This window comes from Cupriavidus basilensis, from assembly GCF_000876015.1.
In the GTDB taxonomy this organism is placed as follows: Bacteria; Pseudomonadota; Gammaproteobacteria; order Burkholderiales; family Burkholderiaceae; genus Cupriavidus; species Cupriavidus basilensis_B.
Genome location: NZ_BBQM01000023.1, coordinates 68899 through 83108, shown reverse-complemented (window position 1 = coordinate 83108; position 14210 = coordinate 68899). Strand labels below are relative to the sequence as shown.

10 protein-coding genes are annotated in these 14210 nt (G+C 65.5%); 4 read left to right on the top strand and 6 right to left on the bottom strand.

The window, feature by feature from the left end; genetic code table 11:
- Positions 1–4: 4 nt before the first annotated feature.
- From KF708C_RS25155 to fisR, 3 genes are all read right to left on the bottom strand, one after another.
- On the bottom strand, positions 5–1573 hold the full coding sequence (locus KF708C_RS25155) for a cytochrome ubiquinol oxidase subunit I (protein WP_020200645.1): 1569 nt from the start codon (positions 1571–1573) through the stop codon (positions 5–7).
- Positions 1570–1764: a cytochrome oxidase putative small subunit CydP gene (cydP, locus tag KF708C_RS25150; protein ID WP_020200644.1), complete on the bottom strand. Its 195-nt coding sequence runs from the start codon at positions 1762–1764 to the stop codon at positions 1570–1572. The genes KF708C_RS25155 and cydP overlap by 4 nt, the downstream gene beginning before the upstream one ends.
- A 190-nt stretch (positions 1765–1954) precedes the next feature.
- Positions 1955–3265 carry a sigma 54-dependent transcription regulator FisR gene (gene fisR / locus KF708C_RS25145; RefSeq protein WP_029043106.1) on the bottom strand — a complete coding sequence of 437 codons (1311 nt, stop codon included), beginning with the start codon at positions 3263–3265 and terminating at the stop codon, positions 1955–1957.
- A gap of 237 nt (positions 3266–3502) precedes the next feature.
- On the opposite strand from fisR, the gene KF708C_RS25140 reads away from it, so the two are divergent.
- Positions 3503–4399 carry an MBL fold metallo-hydrolase gene (locus KF708C_RS25140; protein WP_059413644.1) on the top strand — a complete coding sequence of 299 codons (897 nt, stop codon included), beginning with the start codon at positions 3503–3505 and terminating at the stop codon, positions 4397–4399.
- Between the two features lie 30 nt (positions 4400–4429).
- Positions 4430–6106: a bifunctional protein tyrosine phosphatase family protein/NAD(P)/FAD-dependent oxidoreductase gene (locus KF708C_RS25135; RefSeq protein ID WP_020200641.1), complete on the top strand. Its 1677-nt coding sequence runs from the start codon at positions 4430–4432 to the stop codon at positions 6104–6106.
- A 127-nt stretch (positions 6107–6233) separates the two neighbouring features.
- Here KF708C_RS25135 and KF708C_RS25130 read toward each other — a convergent pair whose 3' ends face one another.
- On the bottom strand, positions 6234–9752 hold the full coding sequence (locus tag KF708C_RS25130) for an autotransporter domain-containing protein (RefSeq protein ID WP_059413643.1): 3519 nt from the start codon (positions 9750–9752) through the stop codon (positions 6234–6236).
- Positions 9753–9891: 139 nt separating this feature from the next.
- Between KF708C_RS25130 and KF708C_RS25125 the strand changes: the two genes are divergently transcribed.
- Positions 9892–10728, top strand: a complete 837-nt coding sequence (locus KF708C_RS25125; RefSeq protein ID WP_020200639.1) for a helix-turn-helix transcriptional regulator — start codon at positions 9892–9894, stop codon at positions 10726–10728.
- Positions 10729–10841: 113 nt separating this feature from the next.
- On the opposite strand, the gene KF708C_RS25120 is transcribed toward KF708C_RS25125, so the two are convergent.
- Both KF708C_RS25120 and KF708C_RS36935 read right to left on the bottom strand, forming a co-directional pair.
- Positions 10842–13046, bottom strand: coding sequence for an OsmC domain/YcaO domain-containing protein (locus KF708C_RS25120; protein ID WP_059413642.1), 2205 nt, complete (start codon positions 13044–13046; stop codon positions 10842–10844).
- A gap of 253 nt (positions 13047–13299) precedes the next feature.
- Positions 13300–13434 carry a hypothetical protein gene (locus KF708C_RS36935; protein ID WP_269432177.1) on the bottom strand — a complete coding sequence of 45 codons (135 nt, stop codon included), beginning with the start codon at positions 13432–13434 and terminating at the stop codon, positions 13300–13302.
- Between the two features lie 278 nt (positions 13435–13712).
- Here KF708C_RS36935 and KF708C_RS25115 point away from each other — a divergent pair, with 278 nt between their 5' ends.
- The gene (locus KF708C_RS25115; protein WP_029043103.1) at positions 13713–14207 is read left to right on the top strand and encodes a hypothetical protein; all 495 of its coding nucleotides are present in this window, start codon (positions 13713–13715) and stop codon (positions 14205–14207) included.
- Positions 14208–14210 lie beyond the last annotated feature (3 nt).

Sequence of the window (14210 nt, the reverse complement as noted above, 5' to 3'; positions counted from 1 at the left end):
CTCCTTATGCGTGCGCGTGGACGTGGACGGGCTCGCGCTCGTAGCGCCCGGTGCCGAGGCTGCCCGGCCCCTGCCGCGCAAACTTGACCATCAGATAGACCTCGACGACCAGCAGCACGGTGTAGAAGCCGACGAAGCCCGCCAGCGAGCCATACAGGCTGGCCGCGCTCAGGGTGGAGACGCTCAGGTGCGTGGGCAGCACGCCATAGATGGTCCACGGCTGGCGGCCGTACTCGGCGACGAACCAGCCCAGCTCGCAGGCCAGCCACGGCGCCGGCAGCATCCAGATCGCCCAGCGCAGCAGCCACGGGCGCGAGCGGAACCGGCCCTTCAGGGTCGTCCAGAACGACAGGGCGAACAGCGCCAGCATGGCAAAGCCCAGGCCCACCATGACGCGGAACGCCCAGAACATCGGCGTGACGCGGGGAATGGTGTCGCGCACGGCGCGCTCGATCATGGCCGGCGTGGCCTGGCGCACGTCCGTCGCATAGCGCTTGAGCAGCAGGCCGAAGCCAAGGTCGGCCTGATGCCGCTTCAAGGTCGCCAGCGCACGCGCATCGTCGCGATGGCTGCGCAGCGTCTCCAGCGCGGTCACCGCTTCGATGCCGTTGCGGATCCGCTCGCGGTTGCGCGCCTGGATCTCGTGAATGCCCGGGATCTCCCTGGTGGCCGACCGGGTGCCGATCAGGCCCATGACCCAGGGAATCCGCACCGCCCAGTCATTGCGCTGCGCGGCCTCGTTGATGCCGGCCACCACGTTGAACGACGCGGGCGCGGGCTCCGTCTCCCACATGGCCTCGATCGCGGCCATCTTGGTCTGCTGCGCCTCGCCGACCGTGTAGCCGCTTTCATCGCCCAGCACGATGACCGAGCAGACGCTGGCCAGCCCGAACGCCGCCGCCACGCGGAAGCTGCGCTTGGCGAACTCCACGTCGCGCCCGCGCAGAAGGTACCAGGCCGACACCGACAGCACGAACATCGCCCCGGTCACATAGCCGGCCGACACCGTGTGCACGAACTTGGCCTGCGCGTCGGGATTGAAGACGATGGCCCAGAAGTCGGTCATCTCCATGCGCATCGTCTGCCAGTTGAATTCGGCGCCGACGGGGTTCTGCATCCACCCGTTGGCGATCAGGATCCACAGCGCCGACAGGTTGGTGCCGAGCGCCATCAGGCTGGTCACGACGAGGTGCTCGACGCGCGAGAGGCGGTCCCAGCCGAAGAAGAACAGGCCGATGAACGTGGATTCGAGGAAGAACGCCATCAGCCCCTCGATCGCCAGCGGCGCGCCGAAGATGTCGCCCACGTAGTGCGAGTAGTAGGCCCAGTTCGTGCCGAACTGGAATTCGAGCGTGATGCCCGTGGTCACGCCCAGCGCGAAGTTGATGCCGAACAGCTTGCCCCAGAAGCGGGTCATGTCCTTCCAGACCACCTTGCCGGTCATGACATAGACGGTCTCCATGATGACGAGGAGCCATACCATGCCCAGCGTGAGCGGGACGAACAGAAAATGATAGAGAGCGGTGGCGGCGAACTGCAGCCGGGAAAGGTCCACCAGTTGTTCCGAAATCACGGACGGGCTCCTTGCAGGCGTGTGTGGCTGGACACGATGGGCGCGGAGCGCAGGTGCGCGGAAGCGGCGGCGGCGTCGACCGGCACGCGCTGCCCGGCGACGAAGGCCAGCCAGAGGCTCGCCAGCAGCAGCATCTTGATCGCCAGGATCCAGCACAGGTGACGTAACAGGTTTTGATCGGGATCGTTCATGACGACATATGAACAAGTTCCGTGCCATCCCGGCGCGTGGGCCGAAAGGGCAGACAAAACAATCACTTGCGCGGAAATGGCGTGGCAACGCCGGCATGGCGGGGCTGTCAGCCGGGTGTCAGTGCTGCCAGCGGTGGCAGTGAATGGCAGTGCGCTGGCAGGGAAATGCCAGGTGCCGACGAAGCGCGGCTCAGCCGATGCCCAGTTCCTTGAGCCGGCGATACAGGCTGCGCTCGCTCATGCCCAGCGCGTGGGCAAGCGCGCGCCGCGTGCCCTTGAAACTGCGCACCCGTTCGCGCAATGCCTCGTCGTCGCTTTCCCGGGCGCCCGGCATGTGGCGCCTGGCCACCGGCGCCAGAACCGGCTCGCCCAGCCCCGGTGGCAGGTCCTTCACGCGGATGACGCCGTCATCGGCGTAAAGGCGCGCGCGGTCCAGCACGTTGCGCAGTTCGCGGATGTTGCCGGGCCAGTGGTACGCGCGCATCCACGCCAGCGCCTCCGCACTCAGGTGAAGCTGGTCCCGCAGCCCGCCGCCGCGCTGCAGGATCGATTCAGCCAGCAGCGCGATGTCGCCAAGCCGCTCGCGCAGCGCCGGCAGGTGGATCGGGAAGGCGGCGATCCGGAAGAAAAGGTCCTGCCGGAACAGTCCCTGGCTGACCATCTGCTCGAGCGGCTTGTGCGTGGCCGCGACCAGCCGGAAGTCCGCCCGCCGCGTTTCCACGCTGCCCACGCGCCGGTAGGTGCCGGATTCGATCAGCCGCAGCAGCTTGACCTGCATCGACAGCGGCACGTCGCCCATTTCGTCGAGGAACAGCGTGCCGCCCTCGGCCGTCTCGACCAGGCCCGGCTTGCGCGTGAGCGCCCCCGTAAATGCCCCCTTTTCGTAGCCGAACAACTCGCTCTCGAACAGGGACTCGGTCAGGCCCGAGCAGTCCACCACGACGAACGGCCCGCCGGCGCGGGCGCTGGCCTCGTGCACCGCGTGCGCGAACATTTCCTTGCCGGTGCCCGATTCGCCCAGCAGCAGCACCGGCAGCGAAGACGGCGCCACGCGCTGCACGGCCTCCAGCGCCGCGTTGAACGCCTCCGAGCGGCCCACCAGCCCTTCCGCGCTCGGCCGGGCCGATGCGCTGCGCACGGTGCTCAGCCGCTCGACGTAGGCAACGATCCGCTGGTCCTCGTCGAGGATCGGGCGCAGCTCGACGTTCACGTGCTCCGGCCCGCGCGGCGTGTGGTGGATGTGCAGGACGCGGTCCGGGCCGCGCGTCTCGAAGGCCTTGCGCATCGGGCAGTGCTCGCCGGCCTGGTCGCACGGCACGTCGTAGCCATGCGAAATCCGATAGCAGGGCTGGCCCAGGTAGGGGCGCTGGACGGCGCCGAACTGCCTCCGGTAGGCGGTGTTGGCGGCCAGGATGCGGTAGTCGGTGTCGAGGACGATCATCGGCTGGCTTTCCTGCTCCAGATAGGAGAGGAGAGCCTGGAGACTGGCTTGGGGATCCATTGGGGGGGGCCTGGGGCTGGCGGCGGGCCGGCATCATGCCGGCATCGGGAAGGTGCCATTCTGCCAAATCCTGCCATCACTGCCAAGTGGCAGCGCCGTCTGGCGCCCGGCAGCGCGCAGTCCGGCATGGCGCACATGGAAATCACAAGAAAATCAGCACCTTGCGGCACACCTCGCCGTTGGCACGAGTCTTGAGACAGGGGAGCCGATCCCGTCTCAACCCCAAATCGACAACGCATGACGCCGACCGAGCCCCGTACCTCGCAAATGGAGATCGAAGCCTTCTTCGATCCCGACACCTCGACCCTCAGCTACCTTGTGCTGGACCGCACCAGCCTGCAATGCGCGCTGATCGACAGCGTGCTGGACTATGACCCGAAGTCGGGGCGCACCCGCACCGCCAGCGCAGACCGCATCGTCGGGCGCGTGCGGGAACTGGGCGCGACCGTGCGCTGGATCCTGGAGACCCACGTACACGCCGACCACCTCTCGGCCGCCCCGTACCTCAAGGAGCGGCTGGGCGGGCAGACCGCCATCGGCAGCCACATCACCACCGTGCAGCAGGTGTTCGGCGAGCTGTTCAACAGCGGCGCCGACTTCGCGCGCGACGGCCACCAGTTCGACCTGCTGCTGCACGACGGCGACGCCTTCCGCATCGGCGAACTGCAGGCACTCGCCATGCACACGCCGGGGCATACGCCGGCCTGCATGACCTATGTGATCGGCGATGGCGCGGACACCGCCGCCTTCGTCGGCGACACGCTGTTCATGCCCGACTACGGCACCGCCCGCTGCGACTTCCCCGGCGGCGACGCGCGCACGCTGTACCGCTCCATCAACAAGGTGCTGAGCCTGCCGCCGGACACCCGCCTGTACATGTGCCACGACTACCAGCCGGGCGGACGGGAAATGCAATATGCGACCACGATCGCGGACGAGCGCGCGCACAACATCCACGTGCGCGACGGCATCAGCGAAGAAGAGTTCGTCGCCATGCGCCAGGCGCGCGACGCCACTCTCTCGATGCCCGTGCTGATCCTGCCCTCGGTCCAGGTCAACATGCGCGCCGGCGAATTGCCGCCGCCGGAGGACAACGGCGTGCGCTACCTGAAGATACCCCTCAACTTGCTCTGAGCCACCCGCCCCAGAAGGAACAGACAGACCATGCAACCCCGCGCCCTCACCAGTGAACTGTCGGTCAGCCCGCAGATTCTTCCCGACGACGTACATACCCTCGCCGCCAGCGGCTTTCGTTCGCTGATCTGCAACCGCCCCGACGGCGAAGGCCCGGATCAGCCCGGCTTCCAGGAAATCGAGCGCAATGCCTCCCTGCTCGGCCTCCAGGCGCACTACCTGCCGGTGGAGTCGGGCAAGGTCGGCGACGAACAGGCGCAGGCGTTCGGCAGGCTCATGGACAGCCTGCCGAAGCCGGTGCTGGCCTACTGCCGCACCGGCATGCGCTCGGCCACGCTGTGGGCCTTGTCGCAAGCCACGCACCGGCCCTTGCCGGACATCATCGAGCGCGCCGCGGCCGCCGGCTACCAGCTCAAGGGCGTGGTCAGGCGCATTGCCAATGGCGGGCGCACGCCAACGGACATTGCCGACGCCAGCCATGCCGTCGTCATCATCGGCGGCGGCGCCGCGGGAATCGCGGTGGCATCGAGCCTGCTGGCACGCAGGCCCGGGCTCGACGTCGCCATCATCGACCCCGCGGATATCCACTACTACCAGCCCGGCTGGACGCTGGTGGGCGGCGGGGTCTTCGAGCCGGCCCATACGGCTCGCACCATGGCTTCGGTGCTGCCGCGCGGCGTGGCCTGGATCAAGGCGGCCGTGGCGGCCTTCGAGCCCGAGCACAATACCGTCATCCTCGACGGTTGCCGCGTGGTGAAATACGACCAGCTCGTGGTGTGCCCCGGACTCAAGCTGGACTGGGAGGCGATCGAAGGCCTGCCCGAAACGCTGGGCCGCAACGGCGTGACCTCCAACTACCGCTATGACCTCGCTCCCTACACCTGGCATCTCGTGCGCGAACTGACCCGCAAGGGCGGCGGCAAGGCGCTGTTCACGCAGCCGCCCATGCCGATCAAGTGCGCGGGCGCGCCGCAGAAGGCCATGTACCTGTCCGCGGACGCGTGGCGCCGCGCCGGCATGCTTGACCGCGTGGACATGGATTTCTGCAACGCCGGCAACGTGCTGTTCGGCGTAGCCGACTACGTGCCGGCGCTGATGCAGTACGTGGAGCGCTACGGCATCGCCCTGAACTTCGGCGAGACGCTGGTGAAGGTAGACGGCGCCGCGCGGCGGGCGACGTTCCGGCGGGCCGTGGCCAACGGCGAGCCGGAGATGGTGGAGCGCGAATTCGACATGCTGCACGCCGTGCCGCCACAAAAGGCGCCGGATTTCATCCGGGTCAGCCCGCTGGCGGATGCCGCCGGCTGGGTCGACGTCGATCCGGCAACGCTGCGCCACAAGCGGTTCGACAATATTTTCGGGCTGGGCGATGCCGGCAACATGTCGAATGCCAAGACGGCCGCCGCCGCGCGCAAACAAGCCCCGGTGGTCGCGCACAACGTGCTGGCCACGCGCGGCGAGGCCAGGGGCGAAGCGCGCTACGACGGCTACGGCTCCTGCCCGTTGACGGTGGAACGCGGCAAGATCGTCCTGGCCGAGTTCACCTACGGCGGCAAGGTCGCGCCGAGCTTTCCGCGCTGGTTCATCGATGGCACGCGGCCCTCGCGGCTGGCGTGGTGGCTCAAGGAGCGCATCCTGCCGCCGCTCTACTGGCAGGGCATGCTCAAGGGACGCGAATGGCTTGCAACGCCTGAACTGCAAGGATGACGCCAGGGATTTCCAGCGTTCACACGCCCGCCCTGGCGCCCGGGCAGCAGCCCGTCTTATCGAGAGGCGTCGGCATCGCAACCTGCTGCGGAACGAGCGGCTGGTGGCGATTGCCGGGCGCCACGGTTCAGAACCGGTGGTCGACGCGCACGTGCACCGACTGCGCCGACACGTGGCCGGTATTGAGCACCGCATCCACCCCCAGCGCCACGGTAGTCGCCTTCGACGCCAGCAGGCTGACGCTGGCGCCAGTGGTCAGGAACGAGCGCGGCAGGTCCGTCCCCGGGGCGGCGAACACGGTGCCATCCTGGCTTTGCACCAGCGCAACGCGGCTCCCGCCCAACGCTTCGTGCGCATAGCCCAGGCGCAGCTGCACGTTGACGGGGCGCGCGGCATCGCCAAAGGCTTTGTCGAGCGCCACGCCGACGTAGGGCTGCAGGCTGCGCGCGTTGTCCGCATCCACTTGCAGGTTCTGGCCGCCGGCACCGCTCTCGCCGAAGCCATTGGCGCGGATGTAGGCATAGCGCAAGCCCGCTTGCGGCGTCAGCACGAATCCGCCGGCCTGCATGGGCAGGCTCGCCTGCATCGCCGCCGTGAATTCGTGGCCGATATGGTCGCCCTCGGCCGTGCCCAGCCCGGCAAACGGCCGCTTCTGCGACAGAAAATCCAGCCCATAACCCAACGTGGCCGACAGGTTGACCACGCCCACGGGCTGGTTGCCATAAAGCGCCAGCCGCAGCGTATCGATGTCGCCGGACGAGCCGGTGCCATCCTCGCCGATGGACGTATGCGTATAGCCGCCGGCGGCGCCGACCGTGGCACTGCCGAGCTGCCCGTCGGCGCCGGCCAGGAAACCGTAGGCGTGTGTCTGGAACCCCGGCGCGCTGCCGGTGCCGCCCACCTTGTTGCGGGTGCCGTTGGCCTTGATCCACACGTCCCTGGACGTCTCCAGGCCGTGCTGCACATTGGCCAGCCGCTCGAGCAGCGTCGCGCTGGCGCCCTGCGCCTGCGAGAGCGCCGTCGTGCCAAGCGCCGTGTAGATCGACGTGTTGGCAGGCGCCACCACCAACGGGTCTGTCGGCGAGGCCGCCGCCAAGGTCAGGGCAACGTCGCCAAGACCATAGGTGACGGACGGCTGCAGCGTGCCGAGGCTGGCTCCGGCGGTTGCCGTGGTGACGTTGGCAAAGCGGCCCGTCACGCCATTTGCCGCGCTCAATACCGTGTACTGTCGCGCCGAGTAGGTACCCGGCGTGAACACCACAGCCAATGTGCCGCCCAGCGCGGCGGAACCGCTCACGCGCAGTTGCGACGCGTCCGTCGGACTGACTTCGATCGACAGGGTGCCACTCGCCGCCTGGGCATAGTTGCCACCGACCGACAGCGTGCCGATGGAGCCGCCCGGCGCCACGAAGCCGCTGTTGTCGACATTGCCCAACACCGTGCCGTGGCCACGCAGCGTGCCAGGCGCGTTGACCAGCACGTTGCCGCCGAGCGTCGCATTGGCGTTGGCCGCGTCACCCACGGCCAGCGCGCCGCCCGCCACGGTCGTGGTGCCGGCGAAGGCGCTGTTGATGCCGTTGAGCGTGAGCGTGCCGCTGCCTTGCTTGATCAGGCCACCGGTACCGGCCAGGCTGCCGCCGAACGCTTGCGAGGTGTTGTCGGTCAGCGTGAGCGTATTGGCGCCCAGCGCCACCTGGCTTCCCCCCACGCCCGAGAGATGTCCCACGGACTGGCTGCCGCCGGCGGACAGGTCCAGCCTCGCGCCGGTACCCGCCAGCGCCACGCCGGTATCCGCGGCCAGGCGGCCCGCGCCGGCCAGGGCCAGCGTGCCGGCATTGATGGTGGTGGCGCCGGTGTAGGTGTTCACGCCGGACAGCGTCTGCGTGCCGCCATTGAGCGTGAGGCCGCCAGTGCCGCCAATCGCGCCGCTGAATGTGCCCGCGGCATTGTTGACCGTCAGCGTCTGGCTGCCCAATGCCACGGTGCCGCTGCCCGACAGTGCGCGCACCGCCGCGCCGCCCGTTGTGCCGGAGATGTCGAAGCTGCCGTTGTTGATCAGTCCGCCGGAGCTTGCAATGCTGCCCGCGCCCGTCAATGCCAGGGTGCCGGCGTTGATCGTGGTGGTGCCGGCGTAGGTATTCAGGCCGGACAAGGTCTGCGTGCCGCCGCCAAGCGTGAGGCCGCCCATGCCGCCGATCACGCCGCTGAATGTGCCGCCGCCCGTGCTCACCGTCAGCGTCTGGCCGCCCAGCGCGACGGCACCGGTGCCGGACAACGCAGCGATGGTCGCACCGCCGGACTTGCCGGAAATATCGAAAGTGCCGTTGTTGACGAGGCCACTGGAACTGGCAATGCTGCCCGTGCCGGTCAGCGCCAGCGTGCCGCCGCTGATGGTGGTGACGCCCGCATAGGCATTCAGGTTTGTCAGCGTCAGCGTGCCGGCGCCCGCCTTCGTCAAGCCGCCCGCGCCGGCGAGGGCGCTTGCCACGGTCACATCGTTGCCATTGGTGTCGAACGTGCCGCCGGCCGTGCCCAGCGCATTCAGCCGGCCAGAAATATCCGTCGTGTTCCCCGAGGCCCATTGCAGGCCCCCGCCATTCAGCGTGATGTTGCCCGATCCCAGGCTGCCGCCATTGCTGAAGCTGATCAGGCCGGCGTTGACGGTCGTGCCACCCGAGTAGGTATTCGCGCCGGTCAGGAAGGTCGTGCCGCTGCCGTTCTGCGTCACCGTGCCGGTGCCGGAGATCGCCGTGGAAAACGTATATGCCGCGTCGGACTGGTTGAAGTGGATCGCGCCGGCATTGTTGATGCTGCCGGCCAGCCCGTTGATCGTACCGGCGCTCGCCCCATTGGCCGTGGCGTTGCCGATGTTCAGCGTACCGTTGCCGGTGATGGTGAAGGTGGCGCCCGCCAGGTTCAGCGTGCTGCCATCGCCGAGGTTGAACACGCCCGCGCCACCGGCGCCGCCGTTGCCGGAGCAGCCGCAGTTGCCGCCCGCGCCGCCCAGGCCGCCAATGTATAACTGAGTGCCGACCGTGATGGCCGTGCCGCCCGTGGCCGTCAGCGTTCCACTGCCGCCCGTGCCGCCATTGCCGCCGCGAGTCTCACCGGCGCCCCCCGAGCCGCCACCGCCACCGGCGCCTCCGATGAGCAGCGCGTTGGCAACGTTCAGCGTCGTCCCATTGAGGTCCAGCACCCCGTCGCCGCCGTTGCCGCCATTGATGCCGCCCAGGTTGGCGCCGTCCCCGCCGCCGGCGCCACCTCCGATGCCGACGTAATCGTAAGTCGGCAGGAGGCTACCGCCATTGGCGGTGCCGGGAATCGTCTGCGTTGGAGCGGGAACGCCGCTGGCACCGCCGGGGCCCGGAAGGAAAAAGTCCGCCCCGCCGCCACCGCCGCTGATGCCGCCATTGCCGCCGTCGCCGCCACCCACGCCCCCGGTACCCACGAGAAGCACATCGACCGCGCGCGCCATCGGCGCGGCCAGGCTCAGCGAGAGCGCCACTACCGCACTCGCTCCGGCCCGCCGCCGGAGATGGCGCCTCCCTCCCTTGCCGGATCCCTTTGCGCGCGGCGCCGCCAGTTCCGATACAGCCTGCCAGACACCCAACGCCCCGTTCCACACCAGCCGGTAAATGCAATTCATCCCGATAACCCCTCGTCTTTTTTTTGGACTACGTGGTCATAGCCGCGTTTGTTCCGCGTGACACAGGCGCGGCAAGCACATCAAGGCGCGCTAATGTAAGATTTGCCGCAGAAAAATGCCATTACCCGAACGAGTAGTCATGCACACCGACCCCATCCTGCTGCAGGAAATCGTGCGTCTGTATGAAACCGAGCCTGACCTGCTGACGTTGCCAGGCGTTCTGTTCGATGGGGTAATCAGGTTGACCGACGCCGACGTCGTCGCCTGGACGGAGATTCACCATCGAAGCGGAGAACTGCGCGCGCTGCTGTCGATCGAAGACGCCCCCGGCCGGCGCGAGCAGGCCTTCGCGGCCTACGCGCGCCATGCCGGCAGCCATCCTTTCTGGCAGAAAGATCCGGCCTTCTATGGCGAGCGGGCCATTCGCGAGTCAGACATCTTCAGCGACGATGAATTCATGGCGCTGCCGATGGCGCAGGAAGTGTTCCTGCCATCCGGCGCCCGCCGCATCATGGGCGTGCTGATCCAGCACGGCGAATACTCGCTGGATCTGAGCGCGCATCGCATCGTTGGCCGGCCGGCGTACAGCGATGCCGAGCGCGACCGGCTTCAGACCTACCGCGCGCACGTGCTGCGCGTCTATCGCCAGGCACAGCAGCGCACGGTCGACAAGCTCTCCGCCGCGGACCGCCTTCACTTTGCCTTTCCCGGCCTGACGCAACGGCAGATCGAAGCGGCCGTATGGCTGGCCCAGGGCAAATCCAACGAAGCCATCGCCGCCGCGATGAACGTCGGCCTCGATACCGTCAAGGCGCACCTGAAGGCCATCTTCAGCAAGATCGGCACGGACAGCCGCCTTGCACTGGCCAGGCTGGTCCATACCGTGCCGCCGTTTTCGCAGATGCCGCCGTTGTGGAAGCTGCCGACGGAGTCGTGGAAGACGCAGACGGTACCGGTTGTTGTGGATGCGAAGTAGGCGCGAGTCCTGTCGAACCTCGCCGCGATGCTACCCGCTTGCTAGCCGCGCGCTTCCACCGGATATTGCATTTCCGTTGGCATCCGCGTGCTGCAGAACGGAGGGCCTTGGCCTTAACCGGCTGTAGCCGCCGCGTTTGCCCGTGCCGAGTGCAATTTTCTGTAGCTGTCAATCAGGCGGTGGTGTCTGTCGAGGCCCTCCAATTTCATACTGGTTGGCGTCAAACCAAAGAAACGCACGCTGCCGTCCACTGAACCCAGCACCGCGTCCATCCGCGCATCGCCATACATCCGACGGAAGTTGACCGCGTAGTCGTCCAGGTTCAGGTCGTCATCCAGCAGCACCTCCAGCACCACATTCAAGGCCTGGTAAAACAGTCCGCGCTCGACCGTGTTGTCGTTGTACTGCAAGAAGGCGCCCACCAGTTCGTGCGCGGCCTCAAACTGCTGCAAGGCGAGATGAATGAGCAGCTTCAGCTCCAACACCGTCAACTGTCCCCAATCCGTATTCTCGTCAAATTCGATGCCGATCAGCGTGGCGATGTCGGCGTACTCATCGAGCTCGCTGTTGTCCAGACGCTCAAGCAGAGCCTCCAGGCTTGCGTCGTCCAGGCAATGCAGGTTCAGGATATCCGCGCGGAACGACAGTGCCTTGTTGGTGTTATCCCAGATCAAATCTTCTACAGGATAGACTTCCGAATAACCCGGCACCAGAATCCGGCAAGCAACGGCGCCAAGTTGGTCATACACCGCCATGTACACCTCTTTGCCCATGTCCTCAAGAATGCCGAGCAAGGTCGCTGCTTCCTCGGCATTGGCGTTCTCGCCCCGGGCGGAAAAATCCCACTCGACAAAATCGAAATTCGCCTTGGCGCTGAAAAAGCGCCACGACACCACGCCGCTGGAATCAATGAAGTGTTCAACAAAATTGTTTGGCTCAGTCACGGCGTTAGTGACAAAGGTGGGCTGCGGCAAATCGTTCAGGCCTTCAAAACTGCGACCCTGTAGCAATTCTGTCAGGCTCCGTTCCAGCGCCACTTCGAAGCTGGGATGCGCGCCGAACGAAGCAAAGACACCGCCGGTTCGCGGGTTCATCAAGGTGACGCACATCACCGGATAAATTCCGCCCAACGAAGCGTCCTTCACCAATATCGGAAAGCCTTGCTCTTCCAGCCCCTGAATGCCAGCCAGAATGCCAGGGTATTTCGCCAGCACCTCGCGGGGCACATCGGGCAGTGCCATTTCGCCTTCCAGAATTTCGCGCTTTACCGCCCGTTCGAAAATTTCCGACAGGCATTGCACCTGCGCTTCGGCCAGTGTATTACCGGCACTCATGCCATTGCTGGCGTAGAGGTTTTCGATCAGATTGGACGGGAAATACACCACTTCGCCGTCCGACTGCCGTACATACGGCAGCGAACAGATACCGCGCTGCAAATTTCCCGAGTTGGTTTCGTACAGGTGCGAGCCGCGTAACTCGCCATCGGGATTGTAAATGGGCAGGCAGTATGCATCGAGAATTTCAGCCGGCAGCGCATCTTTAGGCCCAGGCTTGAACCAGCGCTCGTTCGGGTAATGTAAAAATGCGGCATTGGCGAAGTCTTCGCCCCAAAACGTACCTGCATAAAAGTGATTGCAACTCAGGCGCTCGATAAATTCCCCCAGCGCCGATGCCAGCGCGCTTTCCTTGGTCGCTCCCTTGCCATTGGTAAAGCACATTGGCGAGTGCGCATCACGGATATGCAGCGACCAGACATTGGGAACGATATTACGCCATGAAGCGATTTCTATCTTCATCCCCAAGCTCGCCAAAATACCCGACATATTGGCGATGGTCTGCTCCAATGGCAGATCCTTGCCCGCAATATAGGTGCTGGCGTCAGGTGCCGGCTTCAACGTCAGCAACGACTGGGCATCGGCATCCAGGTTCTCTACCTCTTCGATCACGAACTCGGGTCCAGTTTGCACCACTTTTTTTACCGTACAGCGATCGATGGAGCGCAAGATGCCCTGGCGGTCCTTGGCGGAAATATCCGTCGGCAGCTCGACCTGAATCTTGAAAATCTGCTGATATCGGTTTTCCGGGTCGATAATGTTATTCTGCGACAGGCGGATGTTCTCGGTCGAAATGTTGCGGGTTACGCAGTACAACTTAACAAAGTAAGCCGCGCACAAGGCCGACGAGGCCAGAAAATAATCGAACGGACCCGGTGCGGAGCCATCGCCCTTGTAGCGGATGGGCTGGTCGGCTACTACCGTGAAGTCATCGAACTTGGCTTCAAGACGTAGCTTGTCGAGAAAGTTGACCTTGATTTCCATGGGGGAATTCCAAAAAAAATGGTGCTAAAAATGATGCGACCGCTATTGTCCGGCTCCGTGCCGGAGCTGCCTTATTCGTCGTGGGGACGGAATGTGATGGTGATGCTGTCCGGCCCTTTGCCGTGACACCACCGCGCTCGGGTCCTCCGCGATGTCCTCGGTGACCGCGATGTTCGCCTTGCCGCCCGGCTCGAGTCTGGAACGACGTTCAAACCGCGATTGAAACACTTTTCGCCACAAGGCGAATGTCCCTTCAGGCCGATTCCTGCGCTGGAGCGCGCTTGTCCGCACGATAGCTGAAATGGTTGAAGGTGGCGGACGCGCGGTCGAGTACGACATTGACGCCGCCGCGCAGCGTGACCGCGGCGCAGCGTGACCAGCGTGACATTACGGACGGAGATCATGGGGGCCACTTCGGAGAGGATTGGCATCATAGCCGACCGGACGTGCGGGGCCGTCTCTTTTCCGAGCCGCCGCGCCCGCCGGCCGGTCGCGGTCCCTGGCAGGCAGGTCAGCGTCCGGCCGCGGTCATGACCTGGGATTGCCGCCACCGTGCGCGACCCGGGTGAACTGACAACGATCCCTTGGTCGGCAGACTTACAATTAGTTACTATCCCGTCTCCCATCACAAGACACCAACCCGACGCTGATCGTCGAGATCCCCCAATGAACCCTGCACGGCAATTCGTAGTTGCGTTGATCGCGTCATTGTTCGCTATCGGCATAGCCGAAAATAGCGCATATTCGGCGGAGCCGGCTTCGGATGCCAGCCCCGACGCGGAAGTGGATATCTCCAAAGACGGCGAAACCCCGGCGAACGATCTTCACGGCGACCTCGGCGAATTCTGCTTCTTCGCGCACCTCCCTCCCGCCAGCCAGAAATACAAGATCATCAAGAACATCAAGATCGGCAAGGGAACCTACGGCAGCGTGCAGGACATTCTGCCGAAAATGGCGGAGTACGCCCAATTGCGCGGAGCGGACGCAATCGTCCAGTACACCGGATCACAGCGGTTTGGCTTCTGGCCGTGGCGCATGGTCCGGCCCGTCGTCCGCGGCGTCGCGGTCCAATGGACTGATACGAAGCCTTCCAGTTGCGAATCCATTGGCGGCACAAAACTGAAGACGATACTTTCCTCGGGTCAGCCGCCCGCGCAGTAAGAG

Coding starts and splice junctions, on each gene's coding strand:
- KF708C_RS25130 (WP_059413643.1), bottom strand. CDS start 9,752: ATGAATTGCATTTACCGGCTGGTGTGGAACGGGGCGTTGGGTGTCTGG.
- cydP (WP_020200644.1), bottom strand. CDS start 1,764: ATGAACGATCCCGATCAAAACCTGTTACGTCACCTGTGCTGGATCCTG.
- KF708C_RS25135 (WP_020200641.1), top strand. CDS start 4,430: ATGCAACCCCGCGCCCTCACCAGTGAACTGTCGGTCAGCCCGCAGATT.
- KF708C_RS36935 (WP_269432177.1), bottom strand. CDS start 13,434: ATGTCACGCTGGTCACGCTGCGCCGCGGTCACGCTGCGCGGCGGCGTC.
- fisR (WP_029043106.1), bottom strand. CDS start 3,265: ATGGATCCCCAAGCCAGTCTCCAGGCTCTCCTCTCCTATCTGGAGCAG.
- KF708C_RS25140 (WP_059413644.1), top strand. CDS start 3,503: ATGACGCCGACCGAGCCCCGTACCTCGCAAATGGAGATCGAAGCCTTC.
- KF708C_RS25115 (WP_029043103.1), top strand. CDS start 13,713: ATGAACCCTGCACGGCAATTCGTAGTTGCGTTGATCGCGTCATTGTTC.
- KF708C_RS25125 (WP_020200639.1), top strand. CDS start 9,892: ATGCACACCGACCCCATCCTGCTGCAGGAAATCGTGCGTCTGTATGAA.
- KF708C_RS25120 (WP_059413642.1), bottom strand. CDS start 13,046: ATGGAAATCAAGGTCAACTTTCTCGACAAGCTACGTCTTGAAGCCAAG.